At 72.4% G+C, this 25756-nt stretch carries 22 protein-coding genes; 11 read left to right on the top strand and 11 right to left on the bottom strand.

The features are described 5' to 3' along the window. Positions 1-24: 24 nt before the first annotated feature. The 4 genes from ACZ46W_RS00770 to ACZ46W_RS00755 all read right to left on the bottom strand — a co-directional run bounded on the left by ACZ46W_RS00770 (position 25) and on the right by ACZ46W_RS00755 (position 4878). Positions 25-1155 carry a beta propeller repeat protein gene (locus ACZ46W_RS00770; RefSeq protein WP_468329167.1) on the bottom strand — a complete coding sequence of 377 codons (1131 nt, stop codon included), beginning with the start codon at positions 1153-1155 and terminating at the stop codon, positions 25-27. Between the two features lie 2 nt (positions 1156-1157). Beyond that, positions 1158-2243 carry a hypothetical protein gene (locus ACZ46W_RS00765; RefSeq protein ID WP_468329164.1) on the bottom strand — a complete coding sequence of 362 codons (1086 nt, stop codon included), beginning with the start codon at positions 2241-2243 and terminating at the stop codon, positions 1158-1160. Between the two features lie 164 nt (positions 2244-2407). Next, entirely contained in the window at positions 2408-3592 is a 1185-nt protein-coding gene (locus ACZ46W_RS00760) for a PP2C family protein-serine/threonine phosphatase (protein ID WP_468332325.1), read from the bottom strand. 191 nt (positions 3593-3783) lie between these two features. After that, a complete protein-coding gene (locus tag ACZ46W_RS00755) occupies positions 3784-4878 on the bottom strand; it encodes a magnesium and cobalt transport protein CorA (RefSeq protein ID WP_468329161.1) in 1095 nt (364 codons plus the stop codon). A gap of 240 nt (positions 4879-5118) precedes the next feature. Here ACZ46W_RS00755 and ACZ46W_RS00750 point away from each other — a divergent pair, with 240 nt between their 5' ends. From ACZ46W_RS00750 to ACZ46W_RS00730, 5 genes are all read left to right on the top strand, one after another. After that, positions 5119-5208: a K(+)-transporting ATPase subunit F gene (locus ACZ46W_RS00750; protein WP_468329158.1), complete on the top strand. Its 90-nt coding sequence runs from the start codon at positions 5119-5121 to the stop codon at positions 5206-5208. A gap of 249 nt (positions 5209-5457) precedes the next feature. Beyond that, positions 5458-5547, top strand: a complete 90-nt coding sequence (kdpF, locus tag ACZ46W_RS00745; RefSeq protein ID WP_468329155.1) for a K(+)-transporting ATPase subunit F — start codon at positions 5458-5460, stop codon at positions 5545-5547. A gap of 8 nt (positions 5548-5555) precedes the next feature. Beyond that, positions 5556-7220 carry a potassium-transporting ATPase subunit KdpA gene (kdpA, locus tag ACZ46W_RS00740; protein WP_468329152.1) on the top strand — a complete coding sequence of 555 codons (1665 nt, stop codon included), beginning with the start codon at positions 5556-5558 and terminating at the stop codon, positions 7218-7220. Then, the gene (kdpB, locus tag ACZ46W_RS00735; RefSeq protein ID WP_468329149.1) at positions 7217-9379 is read left to right on the top strand and encodes a potassium-transporting ATPase subunit KdpB; all 2163 of its coding nucleotides are present in this window, start codon (positions 7217-7219) and stop codon (positions 9377-9379) included. The genes kdpA and kdpB overlap by 4 nt, the downstream gene beginning before the upstream one ends. A gap of 6 nt (positions 9380-9385) precedes the next feature. Beyond that, on the top strand, positions 9386-10054 hold the full coding sequence (locus tag ACZ46W_RS00730; RefSeq protein WP_468329147.1) for a potassium-transporting ATPase subunit C: 669 nt from the start codon (positions 9386-9388) through the stop codon (positions 10052-10054). A 44-nt stretch (positions 10055-10098) separates the two neighbouring features. Here the strand turns inward: ACZ46W_RS00730 and ACZ46W_RS00725 are convergent, their stop codons facing one another. Next, complete coding sequence (locus ACZ46W_RS00725; RefSeq protein WP_468329144.1) at positions 10099-12288, bottom strand: heavy metal translocating P-type ATPase; 2190 nt, start codon at positions 12286-12288, stop codon at positions 10099-10101. 2 nt (positions 12289-12290) lie between these two features. Next, positions 12291-12608, bottom strand: a complete 318-nt coding sequence (locus tag ACZ46W_RS00720; protein WP_468329141.1) for a DUF1490 family protein — start codon at positions 12606-12608, stop codon at positions 12291-12293. Between the two features lie 149 nt (positions 12609-12757). Between ACZ46W_RS00720 and ACZ46W_RS00715 the strand changes: the two genes are divergently transcribed. Continuing rightward, positions 12758-13279: a SixA phosphatase family protein gene (locus ACZ46W_RS00715; RefSeq protein WP_468329138.1), complete on the top strand. Its 522-nt coding sequence runs from the start codon at positions 12758-12760 to the stop codon at positions 13277-13279. Positions 13280-13470: 191 nt separating this feature from the next. Here the strand turns inward: ACZ46W_RS00715 and ACZ46W_RS00710 are convergent, their stop codons facing one another. Both ACZ46W_RS00710 and ACZ46W_RS00705 read right to left on the bottom strand, forming a co-directional pair. Beyond that, on the bottom strand, positions 13471-14376 hold the full coding sequence (locus tag ACZ46W_RS00710) for a hypothetical protein (RefSeq protein WP_468329135.1): 906 nt from the start codon (positions 14374-14376) through the stop codon (positions 13471-13473). Between the two features lie 11 nt (positions 14377-14387). Then, positions 14388-16580 carry a hypothetical protein gene (locus ACZ46W_RS00705; protein ID WP_468329132.1) on the bottom strand — a complete coding sequence of 731 codons (2193 nt, stop codon included), beginning with the start codon at positions 16578-16580 and terminating at the stop codon, positions 14388-14390. Between the two features lie 105 nt (positions 16581-16685). Between ACZ46W_RS00705 and ACZ46W_RS00700 the strand changes: the two genes are divergently transcribed. After that, entirely contained in the window at positions 16686-17198 is a 513-nt protein-coding gene (locus tag ACZ46W_RS00700; RefSeq protein ID WP_468329129.1) for a RipA family octameric membrane protein, read from the top strand. Here the strand turns inward: ACZ46W_RS00700 and ACZ46W_RS00695 are convergent. Together ACZ46W_RS00695 and ACZ46W_RS00690 are read right to left on the bottom strand one after the other, a co-directional pair. Then, a complete protein-coding gene (locus ACZ46W_RS00695) occupies positions 17165-19363 on the bottom strand; it encodes a SpoIIE family protein phosphatase (protein WP_468332322.1) in 2199 nt (732 codons plus the stop codon). The two genes, ACZ46W_RS00700 and ACZ46W_RS00695, sit on opposite strands and share 34 nt — an antisense overlap. 259 nt (positions 19364-19622) lie before the next feature. After that, entirely contained in the window at positions 19623-20363 is a 741-nt protein-coding gene (locus tag ACZ46W_RS00690; protein WP_468329126.1) for an SOS response-associated peptidase, read from the bottom strand. A 103-nt stretch (positions 20364-20466) separates the two neighbouring features. Here ACZ46W_RS00690 and ACZ46W_RS00685 point away from each other — a divergent pair, with 103 nt between their 5' ends. The 4 genes from ACZ46W_RS00685 (at position 20467) to ACZ46W_RS00670 (ending at position 23945) form a co-directional block, all read left to right on the top strand. Then, positions 20467-21444 carry an ATP-dependent DNA ligase gene (locus tag ACZ46W_RS00685; protein WP_468329123.1) on the top strand — a complete coding sequence of 326 codons (978 nt, stop codon included), beginning with the start codon at positions 20467-20469 and terminating at the stop codon, positions 21442-21444. Positions 21445-21490: 46 nt separating this feature from the next. After that, positions 21491-21910: a CBS domain-containing protein gene (locus tag ACZ46W_RS00680; RefSeq protein ID WP_468329120.1), complete on the top strand. Its 420-nt coding sequence runs from the start codon at positions 21491-21493 to the stop codon at positions 21908-21910. A gap of 104 nt (positions 21911-22014) precedes the next feature. After that, positions 22015-22419, top strand: coding sequence for a hypothetical protein (locus tag ACZ46W_RS00675; protein WP_468329118.1), 405 nt, complete (start codon positions 22015-22017; stop codon positions 22417-22419). A 299-nt stretch (positions 22420-22718) separates the two neighbouring features. Next, complete coding sequence (locus ACZ46W_RS00670; RefSeq protein ID WP_468329115.1) at positions 22719-23945, top strand: M20 metallopeptidase family protein; 1227 nt, start codon at positions 22719-22721, stop codon at positions 23943-23945. Positions 23946-23956: 11 nt separating this feature from the next. On the opposite strand, the gene ACZ46W_RS00665 is transcribed toward ACZ46W_RS00670, so the two are convergent. Beyond that, the gene (locus ACZ46W_RS00665) at positions 23957-25657 is read right to left on the bottom strand and encodes an adenosine deaminase family protein (protein ID WP_468329112.1); all 1701 of its coding nucleotides are present in this window, start codon (positions 25655-25657) and stop codon (positions 23957-23959) included. Positions 25658-25756: the final 99 nt, after the last annotated feature.

Raw genomic sequence — 25756 nt, 5'->3', positions numbered from 1 at the left:
CGGCGGACGAAACGGTACAACCGTTCACCGGCCGAACCGCAGGACGCGCGGGGCGAAGGTGCCCTCGGGGCCGTCGGCGCGGCCGACGGACCACACCGTCGCCGTGCCGGGCACCGGTGCCAGGCGCAGCGTCCGGGAGTCACCCTCGCCGGGCACGGCCGGTTCGCTGTACTCGGTGAACGACTGCCCGTTCCAGGCGAGGAAGTCCGGCCCGGGGACGAACGGCGGATAGCTGCCCGGCGGGCCCCACTTCTGCGAGTTGGCCACCGAGACCCAGGCCAGGTCGCCGGACGTGGTGGACGCCAGTGAGCTGATCGAGCCGAAGTCCGTGGGCACGGCCACCTTGCTCCACGCCTCCCCGTCCCAGCGGACCAGCAGGGGCGGGATCGGCCGGCCGACCGGACCGCCCACGAACCCGGCCGTGCCGCCCGCCCACACCTCCGTCGGCGAGACCGCGAGCACACTGCCCACGGCGGACCGGGGGAACCCGTGCACGATCGTCTGCTGCCACGCCTGCCCGTTCCAGTGCGAGACGGCCGCACCCGAGTCGGTGGCACCCGCGGCCCAGACGTCGTCGGCCGCCAGGATGTGCAGGCCGTACACGGACCCCGGCGGCACCGGCACGTCCCGCCAGCCGCGCCCGTCCCAGCGCAGCAATGCCTGTGCGCCGTCCCGCGAACCGATCAGCCAGGTCTCACCGCCGCCGGCGACGACCCTGGTCAGCACGACACCGCGCGGTGACCGGCTCTCGTACCAGGCGGTGCCGTCGAAGCGGAGCAGGTGGGCACCGCCCGCCGAGTCGCGGCCGACCGCCCAGACCGCGGTCGGTGAGGTCGCGGCGATGGACAGCAGCTCTCCCTGCCAGCCGATCCCGGGCAGGCTCTGGCGCTGCCACGCGGTCCCGTCCCACCGCAGCACCAGCGGGAAGCCCGGCGCCTCGCGACCGACGGCGTCGGCACCCACCGCCCACGCCCGGTCCGGCCCGAACGCCACGGCCTCGTTCAGCCCCGCCTGTGGGCGTAACCGCTCCGGGACCGGAACGTGTTGCCAGGAGAGGGTCTGCGCCGCTGCCGAGCTCATGGAGGTCGTAAGTGTCGTGAGGGTCGTGAGGGACATGACGACAGCGAGCGCCGCGACGAGAAGTCGACGCACCATGATCAGCCTCCCAGCCGTTCGCTCATCAGGTTCGGTTTTGAGCCGTAGATCTCGGCGGTCCCGAAGGACAGCAGTGAGAGCCCGGCCCTCGCCAGTGCACGCGGTGTGACGTCGATCGCGCCTCCGCGCTCCGGGCCGTAGGAGAAGGCGGTGCGGGGACCGTCCACCCGCGCGTACTTGGACTGGAACGCGCGGTCGCTGCGCACCGGCAGCCACAGCGCGCCGTCCGGGCCGTGCGCCATGGCCTCGGTGGAGGTGTCGCCCAGTGGTGGGTAGGTGGTGCGCCAGGCGTGCCCGTTACGGGTCATCAGGTAGGTGCGGGCCACGCCGTCCGTGTACTGGCTGCCGCCGATCGTGACCCGGCCGGACGGTTCGGGCAGGATCGTGTGAACGTTGCCGTTCGGCGGCAGCGGCACCTTCGCGTCCCGCCACGCCGTGCCGTCCCAGCGCAGGACGGTGGTCCCGGTGTTCGTGTCCCCCCAAGCCCAGGCGTCGGTGGCGGTACGCGCGGTGACCCCCATCAGGAACAGCACACCGTCCGGGGTGGGCTGTGTGGTCCAGCGGGAACCGTCGTAGTGCAACACCTTCAGCCCGGTGTCGTCCTCACCGACCACCCACGCGGCGCCCGGTACCGCGGTGAAGTCCTGGTACGTCCAGAGGGTCTGCGGCAGCGGGACGGCGCTCCACCCTCCCGCCGACCGGCGCAGGATCTCCCCGGCCCCCACGCGGTTGTGGCAGATCCACACATCCTCGCCGACGAACTGCGCCTTGCCGAGCCGGCCCGGCTCACCGGCGCCGGGGAAGGTGGTGTCCCGGCTCCACGCCGTGCCGTCCCACCGGTACAGCACCGGCCGCAGTCCATCGGCGGCGTGCTCGTACCCGGTCGCCCACGCCTCGGCCGGCCCACGGGCGGCGAGACCGGACACGGTCACCGGCGGGGCCGCCGCCGGCACCGGCAGCGCCGACCAGCGCGGCGTGCCAGCCGCAGCAGGCGTCACGGCCGCGGCAGGCGTCACGGCCCCGGCCGGCGACACCACCGCGGCACACGCGATCACAAGGCACATGACGACCGCACGCAGACCGTTCACGAGACCTCCCCAGAACGCGAAGGCCGCTCAGCCTATTGGCGTTCCCCACCCGTGAACAGACATCGAACAGCCGTTCCTGCTCCACGCGTTGACGTGCGAGCGCGGGTGACCCGCGCAGTGGCCAAGTCGCGGCATCGGACCGGCGCCGTGTGGTTGACGCATCGTCAGTGGAGGCCGGGGCGGTGGCGGATGCGGGCGGCGAGCGCGGCGACGTCGTCCTCGGCGTGGTGGGCGTCGAGGTGGTGCAGCACCTCGTCGAGGAGCCGGCGTACGGTGGTACCGGGAGTCAGGCGCAGGGCCGCGAGGCGGGCGATGGAGACGTCGATGTCTTCGTTGCGGCGCTCCACCAGGCCGTCGGTGTACATGAGCAGCGTCTCGTCGTGCGCGAGGCGTCGCGTGGCCGGTTCATAGCCGCCGAAGCCGGTGCCGAGCGGAGGGCCGACGGGGACGTCGATGAGGTCGCCGGTGCCGTCGGCGGCGAATACGGCGGGCGGTGGGTGCCCGGCGCTGGAGAACGTGGCCACGCCGCGGGCCGGGTCCACGCGGACGAGGAGGCAGGTCGCGGGGCGGCGGGTGCCTTCCTCCGAGACGGCGGAGTCGAGCTGGCGCAGCACCCGGTGCGGCGGCAGGTCGGTGGAGGCCACATAACGCAGCATGGAGCGGTAGGCGTTCATGTCGACGGCCGCGTCCAGCCCGTGTCCCATGACGTCACCCATCACCAGCAGGGTGCGCCCGAAGTGGAGCCGTACGGTCTCGAACCAGTCGCCGCCCACGAGTGCCCCGCCGCCGGCCGGCAGGTAGCGCGTGGCGAGGTCCAGGTTGGGGTGCGGCCGGCCGGGCTCGGCCATCAGGGCGCGCTGGAGGTTCAGCGCCGTGCTCCGTACCTGGGAGAACTCGCGTACGTGACCCAGGTGGACCGCCGCGACCCGTGCCGCGAAGTGGGCGACCGCGGTGTCCTCGTCCGTGAACGGGACACGCGGACGGATGGCCACCGCCGTTCCGAACAGGTGCCCGTGTGCCACCAGCGGCACGGACAAGCAGTGCACGGGACCACCCGAGAGCGACACCGACTCGGTGATCGGGTGCCCTTCGTCCATCGCCGTCACCGACAGGTCGCGCCCCGGCGCGATGCTGTCCACCAACGCTTCCCGGCCCACCGAGGCCACACGTTGCCACGGCTCCCTCATCCGTCCCTCGCCGCGCGTGGCGCCGGGCGGGACGAGGTCGACGATGGCGGCCTCGCACAGGTGTCGGACCAGGAACTCGGCGAGTTGACCGCAGACTACGCGCTCGTCCAGAGCCGTGCCGATCTGCTCCACCGCGCCCTCCATGAGGACCAGCCGCTCCATCGCATCGGCGGAGGCGGCGGCGGGCTGCTCACCGTTGTCGTCCTCGCTCACCGCAGGTCCACCTCCGCTCCGACGTACCCGCACGCGGGCATCCGCCGGACATATCACCAGTACACCGCACGTCGGCGGGGGCGGCGCACCGGTGACCGGCCCATCGGGCGGGATTCTCACCCGGGGCCGACCTCGGAGGGTCACAGCCAGCCGTTGCGCCTGAACCCGCGATGGATCAGGAAGCAGGCCACCGCGATGACACCGAGTACCAGCGGATAGCCGAAGGTCCAGCGCAGCTCGGGCATGTGGTCGAAGTTCATGCCGTACACGCCGCACACCATGGTGGGCACCGCGATGACGGCGGCCCAGGCGGTGATCTTGCGCATGTCCTCGTTCTGGGCGACGGTCACCTGGGCCAGATGTGCCTGGAGGATGGAGTCGATCAGGGTGTCGAAGGCGGTGATCTGCTCGGTGGCGCGGGCGAGATGGTCGGCGACGTCGCGGAAGTACGGCTGTATTGCGGCGTCGACCGCCGGGGTCGGCCGGGTGGCGAGGGTGGTGAGCGGGCGCGCGAGAGGGATCACGGCGCGCTTCAGTTCGAGCAGTTCGCGCTTGAGCTGGTAGACGCGGCCGGCGTCGGGGGCCTTGGACCCGCGAGGGACGAACACATCGGTCTCGACCTTCTCGATGTCGTCCTGCACCGCCTCGACGACGGCCAGGTACTCGTCGACGACGTGGTCGGCGATCGCGTGCAGAACGGCCGACGGGCCCTTGGCGAGCTGCTCGGTGTCGGCCTCCAGCCCCTCGCGCACCGGCCCGAGAGAGCCGTGCCGGCCATGCCGTACGGTCACGACGAAGTCCGGGCCGGTGAAGACCATGATCTCGCCGGTGTCGACGACCTCACTGGTCGCTGTCAGCCGCTCGTGCTCGACGTAGGTGACCGTCTTGAAGACGGCGAAGAGCACGTCGTCGTACTGCTCCAGCTTGGGCCGCTGGTGCGCGTGTACGGCGTCCTCGACGGCCAGCGGGTGGAGACCGAAGAGCGCGGCCACTCCGGCGAACTCCTCCTCGGACGGCTCGTGCAGCCCGGTCCAGACGAAACCGCCGCCGCGTTTGCGGACCTGCCGAAGGGACTCCTCCAGCCCCTCGGCGCCCGTCAGCCGGTGCCCGTCGCGGTAGACCACGCAGTTGACCACGGTGCTGCCGAGCGGTGAGCGGGCCGGGTGGCTCAGGTCCACACGGCGCCGGGGCCGCGCCCGGCGGGCCATTTTGCGCAGGCTTCCGACCATCGACATACCGACACTCACTCCTTCACGAGGTCCGGTCAGTGTGCCAGAGCCGGTAGACGCCGGGAGCCGACCCTCGGTGCGACTGGTCGGACCCCGTGAGCGTCAACAAGCCGGAAAGGTGGGACGGGACGGCATCAGAGAGGTGTCAACGCGGGACTCCCTCCCCCGGGGCACCGCCACAGAATCAACGGCACGGGCCCCACCGGGCCCCGCACCCCGTCTGTCCCGAAGAGAGTGGAGCCGCTGATGCGCGCCGAGAACGTGGTCGGATTGGTCGTCGCCGTATGCCTGGTCGGCTACCTGGTCCTCGCCCGCAGGTACCCGGGGAAGTTCTGACCCGCCGCTCGGCCGAGCCCTCCGGGGGCAGCGCCCGCTGCGTCGCTAGGAAGTCATCAAGGGCGGTCGCGCGGCCGTAAGGGCAGTGTCAACGGACGACATGTCTGGCCGAAAAGGCGTTTTTCTCTAGAGGTCCGATTTTCATCCAAACCTCTTTGAGGAGCTTTTGATGGCCGACGTGGCCTTCGTCGTCACCACGGTCGCGGTCTTCGCGCTGGTGGCGTCCATCGCCAAGGGGGTGGCGAAGCTGTGACGATCGAGAACATCATCGGTCTGATCGCGGCCGTCGCCCTGCTCGGTTACCTCGTCCTCGCCCTCGTGCGGCCGGAGAGGTTCTGAGCACCGAAATGAGCCCCTTCCTCGCGGCTGTCCTCCAGTTGCTCGCACTCGTCGCCGCGCTGGCCCTCGCGTACCGCCCCCTGGGCGACTACATGGCACGCGTCTACTCCTCCGACCGCCACCTGCGGGTCGAGAAGTGGGTCTACAAGGCCATCGGCGCCAACCCCGACGCCGAGATGCGCTGGCCCGCCTACCTGCGCGGTGTCCTGGCATTCTCGGCGGCCGGCGTTCTGTTCCTCTATCTGCTGCAGCGGGTCCAGGGCAGCCTGCCCGGCTCCCTGGGCTTCGCCTCCATCGACCCGGACCAGGCGTTCAACACCGCCGCGTCCTTCGTGTCCAACACCAACTGGCAGTCGTACTACGGCGAACAGGCCATGGGCCACGTCGTGCAGACCGGCGGCCTGGCGGTGCAGAACTTCGTCTCCGCCGCCGTCGGCATCTCGGTCGCCGTCGCTCTCGTGCGGGGCTTCGCGCGGTCCCGCACCGGTGAACTGGGCAACTTCTGGGCCGACTTGGTGCGCGGTGTCATGCGCGTCCTGCTGCCGATCTCGGTGATCGGCGCGATCGTCCTCGTATCCTGTGGCGTGATCCAGAACTTCGCCGGCATCCACGAGGTCGGCCGGTTCATGGGCGGCTCGCAGCAGTGGAACGGCGGCGCGGTCGCCTCGCAGGAGGTCATCAAGGAGCTGGGCACCAACGGAGGCGGCTACTTCAACGCCAACTCCGCCCACCCCTTCGAGAACCCGAACGGCTTCACCAACCTCTTCGAGATCTTCCTGATCCTGCTCATCCCCTTCGCGCTGACGCGTACCTTCGGCCGGATGGTCGGCTCGCTGCGGCAGGGATACGCGGTCCTCGCGACGATGGCGACGATCTGGCTCGGCTTCGTCCTGCTGATGTGGGCGACCGAGTTCGCGGGCCACGGCCCGGCGTTCGAGGCCGCGGGCGGGGCCATGGAGGGCAAGGAGACCCGCTTCGGGATCGGCGCCTCGTCGGTCTTCGCCGTATCGACGACGCTGACGTCGACGGGCGCGGTGGACTCCTTCCACTCCTCGTACACGGGCTTCGGCGGCGGCATCACCATGCTCGGCATGCAGTTGGGCGAGATCGCGCCCGGCGGGGTGGGCTCCGGTCTGTACGGGATGCTCATCATGGCGGTCATCGCGGTGTTCATCGCGGGCCTGATGGTCGGCCGTACACCCGAGTACCTGGGCAAGAAGATCTCCACCCGGGAGATCAAGCTCGCCGCCTGCTACATCCTCGTCACCCCGGCGCTGGTGCTCTGCTTCACCGCCGCCGCGATGACGCTGGACAGCACCACCGGCTCGATGACCAACTCCGGTGCGCACGGCTTCTCGGAGGTCCTGTACGCCTACACCTCCGGCGCCAACAACAACGGTTCCGCCTTCGCGGGGCTCAACGCCGACACGCCGTGGTTCAACACCACCATCGGGCTGGCGATGCTGCTCGGCCGGTTCGTCCCGATGGTGTTCGTCCTCGCGCTGGCGGGCTCGCTCGCCGAGCAGACGCCCGTACCGAAGACGGCGGGCACGCTACGCACCGAAAAGCCCCTGTTCACGGGGATGTTGGTCGGAACGATCCTCATCGTCACCGGGCTGACCTACTTCCCGGCGCTCGCGCTGGGACCGCTCGCCGAAGGGCTGGCGGCATGACCACCAACGTAAGGAAGCCAGAGGAGCCGGGCTCCATGTCCACCGCCACCCCGACCCGCGCGCCGCACCAGGACGTGCCCACCGGCCACCGGCCCGACGGCCCCGGCCGCGTGGGAGGCGGCCTGTTCGACCCCAAGCAGCTCATCACGTCATTCCCGGACGCGATCCGCAAGCTCGACCCCCGGGTGATGGTCAAGTCCCCCGTGATGTTCGTGGTGCTGATCGGCTCGGTGGTCACCACCGTGCTGGCCTGCGAGGACCCGGGCGACTGGTTCGGTTGGGCGATCGCCGTGTGGCTGTGGCTGACCACGGTCTTCGCCAACCTGGCGGAGGCCGTCGCCGAGGGCCGGGGCAAGGCACAGGCGGACACGCTGCGCAAGGCCAAGACGGACACCGTGGCGCGCCGGCTCGTCGGCGAGCGGGAGGAACCCGTGCCCGGCACCGCACTGCGCGTCGGTGACCTGGTGGTCTGCGAGGCCGGCGACGTCATCCCCGGCGACGGTGACGTCGTCGAGGGCGTGGCCTCGGTCGACGAGTCCGCGATCACGGGCGAGTCGGCGCCGGTCATCCGCGAGTCCGGCGGCGACCGGTCGGCGGTCACGGGCGGTACGAAGGTGCTGTCCGACCGGATCGTCGTGAAGATCACGACGAAGCCCGGTGAGACCTTCATCGACCGCATGATCAACCTGGTGGAGGGCGCGGCACGGCAGAAGACGCCCAACGAGATCGCGCTGAACATCCTGCTGGCCTCGCTGACCATCGTGTTCCTGCTCGCGGTCGTGACCCTCAAACCGTTCGCGGTCTACGCCGGAGCCGACGAGCAGACGTCCCTCATCGTGCTGACCGCACTGCTGGTCTGCCTGATCCCCACGACGATCGGCGCCCTGCTGTCGGCGATCGGCATCGCGGGCATGGACCGGCTCGTGCAGCGCAACGTGCTCGCCATGTCGGGCCGGGCGGTCGAGGCCGCCGGTGACGTCTCCACCCTGCTGCTCGACAAGACCGGCACCATCACGCTCGGCAACCGCCAGGCCGCCGAGTTCGTCCCCGTCGCGGGCGCCACCGGGGCCGAGGTGGCCGATGCCGCCCAGTTGTCCTCCCTCGCCGACGAGACGCCCGAGGGCCGCTCGGTCGTCGTCCTGGCGAAGGAGAAGTACGGGCTGCGCGAGCGCCACCAGGGAGAACTCGCCCACGCCGAGTGGGTGGCCTTCACGGCCCAGACCCGTATGTCGGGCGTGGACCTCACCGAGGACGGCGAGGAGCGCAAGGTACGCAAGGGGGCCACGGGTTCGGTCGTGGCGTGGGTGAAGGAGCGGGGCGGACGTGTCGCCGAGGACGCGCAGGCACTCACGGACCGGATTTCCGAGGCTGGTGGCACGCCGCTGCTGGTGGCTGTGGAGGACGGCAAGGGCGCGCGCGTTCTGGGCGTGATCCACCTCAAGGACGTCGTCAAGGAGGGCATGCGCGAGCGGTTCGACGAGCTGCGGCGCATGGGCATCAAAACCGTCATGATCACGGGTGACAACCCGCTCACCGCCAGGGCCATCGCGGACGAGGCCGGGGTCGACGACTTCCTCGCCGAGGCCACGCCCGAGGACAAGATGGCGCTCATCAAACGGGAACAGGCGGGCGGCAAGCTCGTGGCGATGACCGGTGACGGTACGAACGACGCTCCGGCGCTCGCCCAGGCCGACGTCGGGGTGGCGATGAACACCGGCACCTCGGCCGCCAAGGAGGCCGGGAACATGGTCGACCTCGACTCCAACCCGACCAAGCTCATCGAGATCGTCGAGATCGGCAAGCAACTCCTCATCACCCGAGGGGCGTTGACCACGTTCTCGATCGCCAATGACGTGGCGAAGTACTTCGCCATCATCCCCGCGATGTTCGCCGTCGCTCACCCGAGCCTGGACAAGCTCAACATCATGGGCCTGGCGTCCGCCGAGTCGGCGATCCTGTCCGCCGTCATCTTCAACGCGCTGATCATCGTCGCGCTGGTGCCGCTCGCCCTCAAGGGCGTGCGCTACCGGCCCACCAGCGCCGACAAGATGCTCCGCCGCAACCTCGCCGTCTACGGCCTCGGCGGCCTGATCGCCCCGTTCATCGGCATCAAGCTCATCGACCTGCTCCTCTCCCTCCTCCTCCCCGGAATCGGCTGACCTGCCATGACCAACTCCGTACACAACACAGCCCGGCTGCTGGGAGCGGGGCTGCGGGCCCTGCTCGTCCTCACCGTCGTCTGCGGCGTGCTCTACCCGCTCGCCGTCACCGGCGTCGCCCAGGGCCTCTTCGCCCACAAGGCCAACGGCTCAGAGATCCGCAGCGACGGCGAGGTCGTCGGCTCCGAACTCATCGGCCAGCGCTACGACCTCCCGCTGAAGCAGGGCGAGGAGACCCCCGCGCCGGACCTGAAGTGGTTCCAGCCCCGCCCCTCCAACGGCCTGGGCACCAACACCGTCAACACCCGGTACCAGCTCCTCCTCTCGGGTGCCACCAACCGGTCCGGCGACAACGCCGAGCTCATCCGCTGGGTGAAGGAGGCCAAGGCCGCCGTCGTCAAGGACAACTCCACCGCCGGCCACCCGGTCAAGCCGTCGGAGGTGCCGGCCGACGCCGTCACGTCCTCCGCGTCCGGCCTGGACCCGCACATCTCGCCCGAGTACGCCAGGCTCCAGGTCCGCCGGGTCGCGGAGCGCAACAACCTCTCCGTCGAGCAGGTGGACCGCCTGGTCAAGGAGCACACCGACGGCCGGATCCTCGGCTTCATGGGTGAGCCCGGGGTCAACGTCCTCAAGCTCAACATCGCCCTCAAGGAACTGACCGAGGAGGACTGAGGACTGACGGGACGGCGCGCGCCGCTGACCGCCGGTGGCGGTGATCAGCGCACCCGGTTCGGTGCGAGCGGGGCCGCGGCGAGTCGTTGCCCCGTTTCGCCGGGGAGGTGCGGGGTGTGGTTGACGAGGCGGGCGGAGTTGCCGACGACGGCGATGCTGCTGGTGTTGTGCAGCAGGGCGGCGACGACGGGGTTGATGGAGCCGCCCGCGCCGGCGAGGAGGCCGGCGAGGTTGACGCCGATGGCCAGGCCGTAGTTCTGCCGTACGACACGAAGGGTGTGCCGGCTGAGCTCGACGACGGCGGCGACCTGGCGGAGGTCGTTGCCGGCGAGGGCGATGTCGGCGGTCTCCAGGGCCACGTGGGAGGAGTGCTCGCCCATGGCGATGCCGACGTCCGCGAGGGCGAGCGCGGGCGCGTCGTTGGTGCCGTCGCCCACCATGGCGACCATGTGCCCCTCCTCCTGGAGGTCGCGGATGAGCTGGAGCTTCGCCTCGGGCAGGGCGTGGGCGTGGACCTCCGCGATGTCCAGGGCGTCGGCGACCGCCTGGGCGGTCTCGGGCGCGTCGCCCGTCAGCAGGACGATCCGCTGGACGCCCAGGTCACGGAGCTGCTGGACCACCGGGCCGGCGGCGGTGCGCACGGCGTCGGAGACGCCCAGCATGCCGATGAGGTCGTCATCGTGGGCGAGGCAGATGACCGTCTCACCCTGGCGGCGCAACTGCTCGGTCCACTCCTGGGCGACCTGTGTCAGCTCCAGCCCGTGGCGGCGCAGCAGGGCGGGGCTGCCGACGAGCAGCCGGGTGCCGTCGAGCTCGGCGCGCATCCCCATGCCCAGGACCACCTCGCACGCCTGGTGGATGGGGATGTGCAGGTGCTGCTCCTCGGTGCGGGTGACGATGGCCTGGGCGACGGGGTGGAGGGCGTGGCGTTCGCCGGAGGCCGCGAGACGCAGGACGTCGTCGGCGGTGTAGTCCTCGTGGAAGGCGACGACGCTGGTGACCAGCGGGCGGCCGAGGGTGAGGGTGCCGGTCTTGTCGAAGACGACGGCGGTGACCCGGCCGACGCCCTCCAGGTGCGTGCCGCCCTTGATCAGGGTGCCGTGCCGGGCGCCGTTGCCGATGGCGGCGCTGATCGCGGTCGGCGTGGCGAGGCCGGCGGCGCACGGGCAAGCCACGAGCAGCATGGTCATCGCGCGCCGGGCGTCGCGGGTGAGCACGTACGTCCCCGCCGCGAGCGCCAGCGACACGGGCACGAAGCGGCGGGTGAAGCGGGTGGCGACGGTCTGGATGGGCGCCCGGTCGGACTGGGCCTCCTCGACCCGGCCGATGATCCGCCCGACGGTCGTGTCACTGCCCACGGACACCGCCCGGATCGCCAGGGAGCCGGAGGTGACGACGGTGCCCGCGTACACCTCGGAACCCTCGCGGGCGTAGACGGGCAGGGCCTCGCCCGTGATGGCGGCCTGGTCGACCAGCGCCTCGCCGCCGGTCACCACGCCGTCCACCGGGATCTTGTGGTGCTCGTAGACGGCGACGACGTCACCGGCCTCCACGTCCTCCAGGGCCACCTCCACCTCGACGCCTTCGCGCATCAGCCACACCCGCTCCTCCCCGATGCTGAGGAGCTCTTCGATGGCGCGGCGGGTGCGGCGCAGGGTGATCGTCTGGAGGAACTCGCCGATGTTCAGCAGCCACAGCACGGTGAGCGCCACCACGTTCTCGCGCAGCAGCAGCGAGATGAACGTCGCGGCGGTGACCAGCGTGTCGGTGCCCGGATGCTGCCGTCCCGTCATGGTGCGCAGCGCCCCACGGAAGAAGGGCAGGCCGCTGAAGACCGTCACCGCGCCCAGGAAACCGGACCGGCCCCCGCTGACCCACGGTGGCCGGCGCAGCACCAGCCGGTGCACGGCCACCACGGCGAGTACCGCTCCGCCCACGACCAGCCGGGCGAGCTCCCCGGTGGACGAGTCGGGCACCGACCGGCTCCGCTTGGCCGGCACGGACGGCGGCGGAGCCTCGTCGAGCGCGGCCACCAGCCGGTCGACGTCGAGGCGATCGGGCTCGGCCCAGATGACGACGCTCCCGGTGCGGGGGAAGATCCGCAGCGCGCGGAACCCCGGCTGGTCCGCGAGCCGCTCGTCGACCAGCCCCGCGCACCCCGGCCGCGCCCGCAGCCACGGAATGGTCAGCCGCACACGCCCGGCGGCGACCGAACGCACCAGTACGCCGGACATGATCAGTGCTCGTGATCGTGATCGTGCTCGTGGCCACCGATGTCGACGGCGGACGGTGGCGGAGCCTCCTCACCGAGCGAGGAGCGGGCCTCCGCGAGCATGTCCCCGGCCTTGAGCCGTGCCTCCTCCGCCGCCGACCCCAGCCACCGGCCGGCCACGATCCCGCCCGCGAGGCCGCCGACCAGCGCCTTGCGGGCGGCGGGCTTCGCCCTGGGAGCGGCCTTGGCGGCGCCCCGGAGGAGCACACCGCCGACGATGCCGGACACGGCGTGGTGGGCGAGGCGGCCGGCGGCGGCACCGACGAGGGCTGCGGGATGCATGACCACCTCCGTGCGTTCACGTATGACGTGGGCCACATCTGGGTCAATTGTGCGCCTCCAGGTGGATCCCGTGCATTGTGCCTGGCCAGCACCGGTAGAGGGTGGGAAGCTGGCAACAACGGGACAACTGCTCGCGGGCTGGAGGCGCCGTGGCGGGACTGCGCCGACTGGTCGTCCTGCGGCATGCGAAGTCCGCCCGGCCGCAGGGCGTGGACGACCACGACCGGCCGCTGGCCGAGCGCGGCCTGCGCGACGCACCCGCCGCGGGGGAGTGGCTGCGGGACTCCGGTTACGCCCCGGACCTGGTCCTCTGCTCGACCGCCACCCGGGCGCGCCACACCTGGGACCTCGCCGCCGCTCGGCTCCCCGCCCAGCCTCCCGTACGCCATGACCGCCGGCTCTACGGAGCCCACGCCGCCGACCTCCTCACCGTGATACGCGAGACCGCCGACGACGCGGGGACGCTGCTGCTGGTCGGCCACAACCCGGCCGTTCAGGAGCTCATCCTGCTGCTGGCCGCGGAGGCGCTCGGTGACGCCCTGGAACGGGTCCGGGAGAAGTTCCCCACGGCCGGGATCGCCGTCCTCGTCAGGCAGGGGCCCTGGCTGGAGATCGACCCCGGGGGAGCACTGCTCACCGACCTGGCCGTGGCACGCGGACCGAAGCCCTGAGCCGTCGGCGGCGCGCGCGTCCCGGCTCGCCACCCGGCGAGATGGGCGGGTCCGTGCGCGCCCGGCGCGTCTCACCATGGCCGCGGTCAGGCGCTGGGACCGGCGCCCGGGGCGGCCGGGGCGGCCGGGGGCAGGCGGGCGCCGCGCCTGCCGCGTCACCCGGGACGCCCGTGGCACCCGCGCCTGCCGTGTCACGTCGTCCGGTCGATCTCCTTCATGTTGGCCGCGTAGACGTCCTCGCCCACCCGGTCGCCGCGTCGGCGGCACTCCCGGAGGGCCTTGCGCGTCCAGGCGCGGGCCTCGCCGGTTTCGCCCGTGTGGAAGTGGTTCAGGCCCATCAAGCCGCAGAGCTTCCCCAGGTGACGGCGGGCGGGCGCCTCGTCGGGGAGGGGGTCCAGCTCGTCGAGGAGCCCCAGCAGCACCTGGTTGCTCTCCTTGAACAGTGCCCGGTCGCTGAGCTGTTGCGCGTGCGTCAGGGTGTCCCGGCAGGCGCCCACGCTACGGCCCTCGGGCGTGCCGCGCCGCAGCTCGCGGGCGGTGAGCAGGTCGTCGAGGACCGCGGCGGCCTTCGCCACACCCTGGTTCCCCGTGCGTGCCGCCAGCTCGTGCGAGCGGCGGGCGTGCTCGATGGCGGTGTCGAGGTCGTCCCGCATGGCCGCGTGCGTGGCCAGGCGGGAGTGGATGACCGCCACCCAGTGGTCGTCGGCCCGCCCCTCGCCGAGCTCTTCGCGGAGCAGTGCGTCAGCGGCCTCGAACTCCCCGTCCTCGGCCAGGATCTCCGCCTCGTGGAGCTTCTCCAGGGCGTTTCCCGGCCGGTCGGCGCCCGACAGTTGGCGCAGCGCGGCGGGACGTCCCAGCGAGTCGAGCTCCCGCGCGAGCCGTTGCAGCGTCAGCGGATAGGCCCGGAGGGCGTTCATGTTCCGGCGGAAGCCCTCCCGCAGTTCTTCCGGAACCCGCAGCCACTCGTCCCGGCGGGCGTCGAGCTCGGCGGCGTGCTCGCGGCACAGCGCGCTGAAGGCGGCGTGGTCCCCCTCCCGGTAGGCCACGCTGAGGGCGCGCAGTACGCGTCCCAGCTCGCCTCCGATGAACTCCCCCACATGCGGCACCCTCATCGGACCGGAGCCCCCCATTGCAGCAGGTGGCGGTACAGGTGCATGTACAGCAGCCCCGCCGGGTGCTCGTACCCGGCGCCCCACCCGGACAGCAGGGCGCTGTGCGGTGCGCCGGGCGCCACATCACCGACGACCTGCTTCACGTTCTCGGCGGAGAGGTCCAGGGACACGGTGATCGCCGGGAGGCGCGCCTCGTACACCACGCGGCACAGCGCCTGTCCCACGTCGTTCGCCACCAGGCCGGACTTCCCCACCACCACCCACACGTCCGCCCGGACGGGCCGCGCCCGCAGGCGGCCGTGCGGCAGGTGACCCACGGGGACGGGGTCCACCGCGGTCCAGCTCCCCGAGACGACGGTGACCCCGAGCAGTTGCTCCAGCTCCGCGTGGTGCCGTCGCACCCAGGACGCGACGAGCACGGCCTCTCCCTCGCACTCGCCGACGACCGCCACATGGCAGGTCGGCGTGGTGCCGGCGGCGGCCGCTCCCGGGGCGGCCGGGACGTCCCAGTACGGCGTGACGTCGGGAGGCCCGGCGTCGGCGTGTCCCTCCTCGACGTAACCCCGGAGGTTCAGGCCGCCCCACCCGTCGAGGGAGCCGATCACCCGGACCGGCCGCTCGCCCCGGACGGGTTGGGACCCCTCGTAGTCCGGCGCCGGAATCAGGACCTTGCCCTCTCCCATGTCGGGCAGCGGAACCACGCCCGTGACGAGGGCCTGACGGCTCGTGCGGCCGTTCGGTACGGCGAAGGAGAGCATGCGGTCGTAGAGGTAGGGGAGATCGCCCGGCTCCGTCATGAAGAGCCCGAGCCGGCTCATGCACTCCTCGCGGGTCTGCGACCGGAACAGCTCCGTGTCCAGCAGCCCGCGCCAGATGACGAGCTGGCGGTCGTGCACCAGGCCGCGCAGCGACTCGGCCTCCGTGGTCGGGCCCGACGGCCGTGCCGATCCGCCGGTGAGCAGCACGTCGGGGGGCCCGCCCACCGTGGAGACCAGCGACGTCACCGCCTCCAGGCTGCACCAGGCACGCCCCAGGTAGTCGGCGACGTCGTCCAGTAGCACCAGGGTGCGGCCGGCGAACTGCAGCAGGGCCAGCGATTCGAGGGTCCGCCGGAACAGCGCCTGTTCCTCGGGGGTGCGCGGGGCCTGCGGTACGCAGGTGTAGTCGTACCAGAGGTGGATCCGCTCCAGCAGCGGCCGCAGCGAGGGCAGGTCGTCGAGCATGGCCCTCAGGCGCCGCAGCCCGATGTCGTCGGACGCCTGGGCGGCGCCCGTCTCGACCGGGTCCACGCCGACCCGGTCCACCTCCTGGGCCACGGGAACCAGTGACGTCTCGTCCAGCGTCTCCCTCAGGACCCCGACCAGCAGGCACTCCGCCAGGTCCGAACCGGCCATGCCCACCGGCATGTTCATCGCGGCGTAGGCCACCCGGCGAGGGGTGTGCAGCCCACGCCGGTGGGCGACGCGCACCGCTTCGCACAGCGAGGCGAACAGGTGCCACGCGACCAGTCGCGCCTGCGTGCCGTCCGGGTCGGGCTGATCGACGTCCAGCCAGCGGTGCGAGACGAACACGTGATGCCGGCCGGGGAAGACTCCGCGCGCCAGCCTGGACGCCGCCTCGCGCATCAGGGGGAAGCGCCCGTACGCGATGAGCGCGTCCAGGGGCAGCCAGCGCGACTCGGTCAGGTTCCGCCAGAGCGACATCGTGGGCTGGCGAGGTATGTCCTGCGGCTCGGCGACCTCGTCCAGGATGCGGTGGGGGACGGCCAGCGGAAACCTGCCGATGACCTCGCCGCCGGGTTCGGCCATGGCGTACAGCAGCCCCCGTCCGATGCCGACCCGGACCTTCCCGTCGGGAACGACGAGGTGCCGGTGGGCCAGGAAGTCGTGCTGCCCGGAGAGCCGGGCCAGATCGTCGGGCAGTCCGACCCGCTGCCGCCGCCGCTCACGCACCGCGTGGCCCGCCAGGGTCTCCACGCCGAGGAACGGGACCTGCGGGCAGGCGCACAGGTAGCGGTAGGCCATGTCGTCGTACGTCCGCGCGCCGCCGCCCCGCGCGTACGCCAGCGCCTTGGCGGCCGCCTCGCTCGCGCGCCGCGCGTACAGCAGCCGGGGATGCCTCCGTAACTTCTCCGGCGGGACCGACAGCATGGCCTCCACGTCGTCCGCGGGCAGTTCGCTCCCAGACAAGCAACTCACCTTCCGTCAAAGGGCGTTATGCCCTGCCGTCCGGTCAACGCACGTAATCTTTTCAGTATGTTCGGGTGCGTGTGACGACTACGGGGGGATGCCGCCATGGCCGAGATCGGTGACTCGCTGTGGAACGACGCCATCGGCGTGGAGGAGTACGGCGAGGCGAAGGCCACGTACCGAGCCGCGGTCTTCGAGCAGTACAAGCTGTGCGTGGAGATGGCCGACCGGGTCAGCGCCCGGCGCATCCTCGCCAACACCTTCTTCCTGACCCTCCACACCGCTCTGCTCGCCTTCCTCGGCGCCTGGATGACCCAGGGGCCCCACCGTGACGTGCCCGTCGCCCTCGGCCTCGCGGCCCTGCTGGTGCTGCTGGGCATGTGTGCCGCCTGGTGGTTCACCGTCCGCTCCTACAACCAGCTCAACCGGGGCAAGTTCGCGGTGATCGCGGCGCTGGAGGAGCGGCTGCCGGCCCGCACCTTCGTGGCCGGTGAGTGGCGCGCGCTCGGCGAGGGCCGGGACTGGCGCGTCTACCTGCCGCTGAACCAGGTCGAGCGGTGGATCCCCCTGCTCTTCGCCGGGGCCTACGTCCTGGGATTCGCCGCCGCCACCGGATGAGGCCGGGGCCGGGTGCGCAGCAGGAGGACGGCGATGTCGTCGGTGTGCCGGCCGGTGGGCACGGTGCGCCGGATGAGGTGGTCGACGAGGTGGTCCAGCGGCTGGTCACCGGCGTCCGCGAGGCGCCGTGCGAGGGTGGTGACTGCCTGGGTGAGGTCGGTGCCGGGAGCCTCGACGAGGCCGTCGGTGTAGAGGGCGAGGGTGGTCCCGGGCGGCAGCGGCACGGTGGTGATGGGGAAGCGCGCGTCCGTGCCGATGCCCAGCAGCGGGCCGGGTTCGATGTCGAGTACGCGGGCGTCGGCGTGGTGGCTCGGGTGGTCGCCCGGGTGGTGCAGGATCGCGGGCGGGTGTCCGGCGCTGGCGAGGTCGATGCTCCGCCGGCCGAGGTCGATGTGGGCGTAGAGGCAGGAGACGAACAGCTCGGTGTCGAGGTCGGCCAGGACTCGGTCGGTGCGGCGGAGGACCTCGGCCGGGTTCGCGCCGGCGGTGGCGTGGGCGTGGATGGCCGTGCGCACCTGTCCCATCAGGGCGGCGGCGGTGGCGTTGTGGCCCTGCACGTCGCCGATGATCGCGGCAGCGGTGGTGTCGGTGAGGCGGATGAGGTCATAGAAGTCACCGCCGATCTCCATGCCGTGTGTCGCCGGAAGGTACCGCGCCGCGACGTCGAGCCCCGCCAGGGTGGGAAGGGCGTGCGGCAGCAGCGCCTGTTGCAGGTTGTGGGCGAGGTCGTGCTTGGCGTCGTAGAGGCGCGCTCGGTCCAGGGCCTGGGCGATGAGGCCGGCGAGGGAGGTGAGGGCGGCGCGGTCGCCGGCGGTGAAAGCGTGCGGCTGGTCGTAGGAAAGGATCAGGCAGCCGACCGTTCTGCCGCGGGTGATCAGCGGCAGGAAGGCCCAGGCCTGCTTCCCGCTGAGCGCGGGCGCCGACGGATGCGCCCGCGCCATCTCGGTGGGGTCGGTGAAGAACTCCGGGACGCCGGTGGCCAGTACGCGCCCGGCGGGCGTGAGGTCGGTGTCCAGGGGCAGGCCGTCGAGGCGCTCGACGGCTCGGGCCCCGTAGCCGCGGTGCCCTGTGATGTTGAGCCGTCCGGCGTCGGCCGTGGAAAGGACCATGCCCTGGGCTCCGAAGGCCGGCATGACCTGGTCGGCGACCAGATCGATGACGTCCTGTACGCCCACGGTCTCCGTCAGGGCCGCGGCGAGGTGGAGCAACTGGTGGATCCGGCCCACGGCGGCGCCGTGCTCGGTGGCGGGGCGGGGCGAGCCCGGGGACGGCGGCAGGAGACCCCGGGTACCGGCGGGCTGCGGCGTGCGCCGGCTCCCGTCACTCGGGGTGATCAGGACGCTCATGCCGCTGTCGGCGGGGTAGAGCCGGAAGTCGAGCCACCGGTCGGGCGGGTGCAGAACGGTGTAGGCGACCGGCTCGCGGCTGAGGACGGCGGTGCGGTATTGGTCCTCGGAGTCGGGGTTGTCCAGCCAGGGCAGTGTCTGCCACGGCGGAGTGCCGAGGAGTTGCTCGGCGGTGCGGCCCAGCAGATCGACGGCGGCCGTGTTGACGTACGTGACGCGACCCTCCAGGTCCAGCGCCATGGTGCCGATCGGCAGGCGCTCGACGAGGTCCGCGGCCGCGAGCGCCGACTGCGGCGGGCCCGAGACCGCACGGTCCAGGCGGATGAAACGCGGCTCGTCCGGGATGACCGGCCGCCCGGCGCCTTCGTCCAGCAGACGGCCGATGCGCCGGGCGCTGGAGGTGAGGTGACCCCGCTCCCGGCGGGTCAGCGCCGTGGGATGGCTGGCCGGCCACAACAGCAGCAGAGCGCCCCAGCACTGCCGGGCGCCGTCGAGCGGCGCGGCCGCCATGGCGAACCGGTAGGGCAGGGCCGCCGCGGTGCGCGGGTACACGCGGGCCATGTCGTCCTGACCGCCCACCCACACCAGACGGCCCTCCCGTACGGCGTCGGAAACCGGACCGACGGTCGCGAGCGGCACCCGCCGCCACGGGGCGGCGACCACGGCCGAGACGCCGCACATCACCACCAGGTGCAGCACCGGCTCGTCATCGGACAGCAGGTACACACCCCCGGCGGAGGCACCGGTACGGCGTACGACCGCGGCGAGCGTCTCGTCCGGGCGGGCGGCCTCCTCCGGCCGTTCAACGTGTCCGGTCAGTGGTCCCACCTCGCAAGCCGGCTCGGCGACAATCCGGAACGGCCACGCGCCCTATACCGGGACGATACGCCCGACCCGCGACGATGGCACGAGACGGTCTGCCGCCCGCGCGACGGTACGCGGGCCGGTACGCGGGCCGGTACGCGGGCCGGGCCACACCGGCGGCCGGCGCGGGGCGGTGTTCAGGACGGGGCCGCGGTGGCCGGGACGGGGCCGCAGCGGTCGGTGGGCCGCGGTGGCCGGGACGGGGCCGCAGCGGTCAGGAGGGGGCTTCGTTCAGGAGCTGGGGACCGTTGTTGCGTACGTTGTTGACGGCCGGGGAGACCGGCCGGGCGTCCAGGTGGCCGCCGGCGGGCTGGGTGAGCAGGGAGTGCAGCTCGTCGGGGTCCTGGTGGCGGGGGTCGAGCCAGGCGTCGTAGTGGTCGGAGGTGAGGGCGAGCGGCATACGGGGGTGGAGGCGCCCGGCGGCGTCGGTGGCCTCCGTCGTGAGGATGGTGCAGGTCACCAGCCAGGCCTCCGGGTCGTCGTCACGCTTGACGGCGGGGTCGCGCCAGTACTCGTACAGGCCCGCGAGTGCCATCACCTGCTCGTCGGCGGGATGAAGGAAGTACGGCTGCTTGCGGGTCTTCCCGGTGGCCCGGTCCTTGACGGACTGCCACTCGTAGAAGCCGTCGGCGGGCAGCAGGCAGCGGCGCTTGGCGAAGGCGGTCCGGAAGGCGGGCTTCTGGTGCACGGTCTCCACGCGTGCGTTGATCAGCCGTGAGCCGATCTTGGGGTCCCTCGCCCAGGACGGTACGAGTCCCCACCGCAGCGGCCGCAGCTCCCGGCTGACCGAGGCCGCTCCGTTCCCGCGCGGGGTGCGTTCGAGCACGGCGTACACGTCATCGGTCGGGGCGACGTTCCAGCTCGGTGCGAGCGCCTCCTCCGGTCGCCAGTCGGTGACGTGGAAGAGCCGGGTGAGGTCCTCGGGGCTGCGGGTGGAGACGTAACGGCCGCACATACGGTCAGCGTGCCACGGCGCCAGGCCGGTCACGCCGCTCGTGTCGATTTTGTACCCCCTGGATGCTTATGTGGGGGTTGTGCTGGTGCCTCCGGTGGAGCCGATGCTGGCCCGGGCAGTGCCACGGCTGCCCGGGCCGGGCGCGCTGCCCGGAGGCACGGTGTTCGAACCCAAATTCGACGGCTTTCGGATGCTGGTGTTCTGCTCGGCGGGGGAGGTGTTCCTGCAGTCCCGCAACGGACGCGAGCTCACGGCGGGGTTCCCGGAGATCGCGGAAGCGGCGATCGCGCTGGGCGAGGACGTGGTGATCGACGGCGAGGCCGTCATCCACACCGACGGCCGTTTCGACTTCGGCGCGCTCCAGCGACGCGGCACCCACGACGCACGAGCCGCCGCGGACCTCGCCCGTCGGCAGCCGGCCCACCTCGTCGCGTTCGACCTGCTCCACCACGAGGGCGCCGACATGCTCACCTGGCCCTACCGCGAACGCCGGGCCGCGCTGGAATCGCTGTTCCAGGGACACGGGCTGCACGCCCCGTGGGCGCTGACCCCCACGACGTCCACGGCCGACCGGGCGCAGCAGTGGATGCGCCAGTGGGCCGCCGTGGGCGTGGAGGGGATCGTCGCCAAGGGCGCCGCCCAGCCGTACCAGCCCGGGCGCCGCGGCTGGCGGAAGTACCGCTCCAGGGACACCGCCGAAGCCGTGATCGGTGCCGTCACCGGAACCCTCACCCGCCCGGACACCGTGCTGCTCGGCCGCTACACCGCCGAAGGCGACCTGCGGCTCGTCGCCCGCAGCGCTCCGCTTCCCCCGCCGTTGCGCACGGAGCTGGCCGCCCGGGTGCGCCCGGCCGGGCGGACGCACCCGTGGCACGGCATGCGGGTGTCGTCGCGATGGGGGAGCCACGACGAGCTGGAGTTCACTCCCGTGGCACCGCAACTTGTGGCGGAGTTCCAGGGCGACACCGCCATCGACCGGGGCCGCTGGCGCCACCCCGTCCGGCTCCACCGGCTGCGTACCGACATGGCGGTCGAGGACGTTCCCGCGTACCGGGCCACGGATCCGGTACACCCACGGTGACGACCGCCGCCCGGGGTACCCGTGGAGTGGGCGAAAGGAGGCGGCGATGGCACGGAAGGTACGGGAGGTCATGACGGCCGATCCGCTGGCGGTGGGGCCGCAGACGTCGGTGGTGGAAGTGGCCCGTCTCATGCGGGACGAGGACATCGGGGCCGTGCTGGTGGCCGAGGGCGGGCAGTTGCGGGGGCTGGTGACCGACCGCGACCTGGTGGTGCGCGTGCTGTGCCGCGGCGGCAACGCCGAGGACCACAGCGTCGCCGACGCCTGTAGCCCCGAGGTGGTGAGCGTGACACCGGACGACGACGTCCGCAGGGCGGTGGACCTGATGCGCCGGCATGCCGTACGCCGTCTGCCGGTCGTCGAGGAGGGCCGCCCGGTCGGCATCGTGTCCCTGGGCGACCTCGCCGTCGAACGTGACACCGACTCGGCCCTGTCCGAGATCAGCGCGGCCGACCCCAACGAGTGACCCGGGCCGGCCGGGCCCTGCTCGCCGGCGTGGCGTCGCGCCGCCGGGTCGCCGCGAGCCGGATGGATGATGGATATCGGAGGTCCCGGAGGGAGGCGACGATCGTGGCCCGGCTGGTGGTGGAGAACAAGGACGTGGTCGTACGGCTCCCATGGCGTGAGGCGCTCGTCGCCAGGCGCAAGGAGGTACGGGCGCCTCTGACGGCCGTGCAGGACGCGAGGGTGGAACCGGACTGGTGGCGCGGCGTCCGGGGCACCACCGAGCGCGGGCAGTGGAGGCCGGGCCGCTTCTGTCTCGGTACATGGCGGCACGCACGCGGCGCCGACTTCATGGCCGTGCACGGGACCGGCCCCGTGGCGGTGGTCGATCTGCTGCCGGGCGGCGAGTTCTGCCGCCTCTCCGTCTCCACCCCCGACCCGGAAGGCGCCGTTCAGGCCGTCCGCATCGCCGCGCGGCGGGCAAGGGACGTGGACGGACCGGAGCCGAGGAGACCGGCGACGCCCGCCTAGCCCCTTCACGGTCCCGCCCCGCCGCCTTGCCGGCCGCCGTGGCCATGACCGCCACCTCGCCGACATGGCGCCGCACCGGGCGGTCCACGGGGAGCTCGGCCATGTCCCCCACCACGTGCCACCCGGACTCGACCACGTGCGACACCTGCTCGGCATGGTGAGCGCCGGATGCCCGACGGCAGGCGACGCGTACGCGCGCGGTGCGTTGGGCAGGCATTTCCACCGACGCACCCGCCGTACTGATCGCCGAAGGAGAGACCCGTGCGTGTGGCCCTGCTGAGCGGAACGTGGTGAACGGCGTGGCCGGCCCGGGTGCCGGCGGCGAGGGCGACGGGCTGCTCGGCGAGGCCCGCGCGCTGCTGCCCGGCCTCGTCGCCGTACGCCGCGAGCTGCACCGCGCCCCGGAGCTCGGCCGGCACCTGCCCCGCACGCAGCACACGGTGCTGGAGGCGCTGGACGGGCTGGGGCTGACGATCAGCACGGGGCACCGGCTCAGTTCGGTCACCGCCGTGCTGGACGGTGCCCGCCCGGGGCCTTCCGTGCTGCTGCGCGCGGACATGGACGCGCTGCCCCAGCAGGAGGACACCGGGCTGGAGTTCGCCTCCGAGGTCCCCGGCGCCATGCACGCCTGCGGCCATGACCTGCATACGGCGATGCTCGTCGGCGCCGCCCGGCTGCTCGCCGCCCGCCGGAGCGGGCTGCCGGGGCGCGTGGTGTTCATGTTCCAGCCCGCCGAGGAGGCGGGCGGCGGCGCCCAGGTCATGATCGACGAAGGGGTGCTGGACACCCCGGACGGCAGCGGCGTGGCGGCGGCGTTCGCCCTGCACGTCACCACCCGCTTCGAGAGCGGCACGGTCCACCTGCGTCCCGGCCCCATGCTCGCCGCCTCCGACCTCGTTCACCTCACCGTCCGAGGCCGGTCCGGTCACGCCTCCGCTCCCCACCTGGCCCTCGACCCCGTCCCGGTGGCGTGCGAGATCGTGCAGGCGCTCCAGACGATGGTGACCCGGACGGTGCACGTCTTCGACCCCGCCGTGGTCACCGTGGCCTCGATCCGCGCCGGGAGCACGACCAACGTCATCCCGGAGACGGCCGAGCTCCACGGCACCCTCCGCACCCTCACCCCGGAGACCCGGCACAAGGTGCGCGAGGGCATCGCCCGGGTCGCCCACCACGTGGCCGCCGCGCACGGGGCCGCCGTCGACGTGGAGCTGACCGAGGGCTATCCCCCCGTCCTCAACGACCCGGCCGTCACGGGCACCGTGCGGGACACCGCGGCCCGGCTGCTCGGGGACGACCGGGTCCAGCACCTGCCCGAGCCGGTCATGGGCGCCGAGGACTTCTCGTACGTCCTGCGGCGCGTGCCCGGCGCGATGGCCTTCCTCGGCGCTCGCCCACCGGACCTCCCGGCCGATGCGGCACCCGACTGCCACTCCAACAGGGTGGTCTTCGACGAGCCGGCCATGGCCACCGGTGCCGCGCTGCACGCGGCCGCGGCGCTGCGCCTGCTGTCCGGTGGCGCATGACCGGGCGGGTGTCAGCGGCGGCCGCCCGTGCCGAAGGTCCGCTCGAAGCGGACGAAGGCGGCTTCCTGGCGCCACTGGGCGGCGGCCTTGGGGCTCCCCTTCAGCAGACGGCGGCAGTCCGCGCCGTGCTGTGAGGAGCCCGGCCCGGCGGCGCCCGGTCCCGCGGCGCCGGGCTCGGCGGCGTCGGGGCGTACGCTCCGGCAGGCCGGTGCGAGACGGTAGCCGTCCTTGGTGGGGTTGCCCTGCCAGAGGCTGGCGCCGGGGAGGAAGGCGTACTCCAGCGAGGCGCGCGCCAGGTCCTTCAGCTCCCGGTAGGTCAGGCCGTAGGTCTCGGCGGCGTACTGGTATTCGTGGCTGATGTCGATGCGGCTGACGCCGGGGTCGTCGGTGGCCAGTACGACCGGAACGCCGTACGAGCGGTACGTCTCGAAGGGGTGGTCGGCACCGCGTACGCCCAGGATCTGGGCGTTGCTCGTGAAGGGGACCTCGACGGCGACCTCACGGGCGGCCATGGTGCGGGCGGTGCGCCGCCAGTCGTCCTCGTGGACGAGGTCGACGCCGTGGCCGACGCGCTCGGCACGGGCGACGCCGACGGCCTCCTTGATGTGGAACTTCAGGTGCTCGGGCTTGACCAGGCCGGGCCACAACTCACCCGCGTGCAGGGTCACATGGGCCTTCGGGTAGACAGCGCGCAAGTACTTCAGCATGCGCATGTGCAGGCGGTAGTCCCGCAGTGCCGTGTCCCCGTCCTCGGGCTGGACGAGGTTGACCGCGACGAACCGGGGGTCGCGCTCGGCCAGCCGCATGCCGAGCGCCATCTGCGTGAAGACCCGCTCCGGCGAGCTGCCGCGCGACACCTGGGAGATCCACCGGACGGGCAGCCGGCAGCCGGGCTCCGCCCGGCTCGTGCCGCAGCGGGCGGCCGTGCGGAACTCGGCGGCGGTGTCGTCGGCCTCCTTGCGGGCCTGGGTGACGATGCCGTCGAGCTTGCCCCCGGCGACGAGCTTGCGGTGCAGCGTGGCGAGGTCGGGGTTCCAGCCGACCTGGGCGGCGAGGGTCTTCGCACCCTCGGAGGCCGGGGTGACCATGGTCTCCAGAGAGAACTGGTTCTGCGCGGCGGCGCCGTTCGCGACCTCGGCGAGCTGCTTCCCCCGGTGCCGCCAGGTGACCTCGCCGAACTTGCCGAAGGTGGCGAAGAAGTGGTCGTGTCCGTTGCCGCCCGGCGGGAAGTCCTGCATGGACCACGCCCGTACGATCGCGTCGTGGAACGCCCGGTCGGTGCGGGCCTCGGCGGCCGGCCGGGTGCCGGGGCCGCACGGCGGCGTGACGGCGGTCATCGTCCCGGTGTCGATGCACAGCCCGTCCTCGGCGGCCAGCTCGATCAGGTACTCGGTGGTGACGGCGCCGGACAGGTGGTTGTGCAGCTCCCCGCCCTTCGGCAGGTGGCGGAAGAAGGCGCGCAGCAGGTGGGGGCTGCGGCGGATCGCGTGCAGGTAGGCGGCGGTGCCCGCCTCCAGGGCGGTGGTGGCCGGGCGCGGCGGAGGTGCGGCCCGATGGGGCCCGGGTGCGGCTGCCGCGGTCGGTGCGGTCGGTGCGGTCGGTGCGGCCTGGGCGGGCAGGGCGGCGAGTGACGACAGCAGCGTCAGGGCCCCGAGGCCGGCGGCGGCGAGGGCGCGGGGCCGGCGCGGGCGCGGAGGAGTGGGAGCGTTCACCCCCGCATGATCACCGCAGGGGGTCGTCGGGGTGCCGCTGCGTACCGGCGTGTGCGGACCGACCACCCGCGCGGGTGACCGCGTGCGTCCCTTACCGGG

This window comes from Streptomyces sp. NPDC031064 (assembly GCF_055570965.1).
The sequence above is the reverse complement of the archived record's forward strand: the minus strand, read 5'-3'. Positions and strand labels throughout refer to the sequence as shown.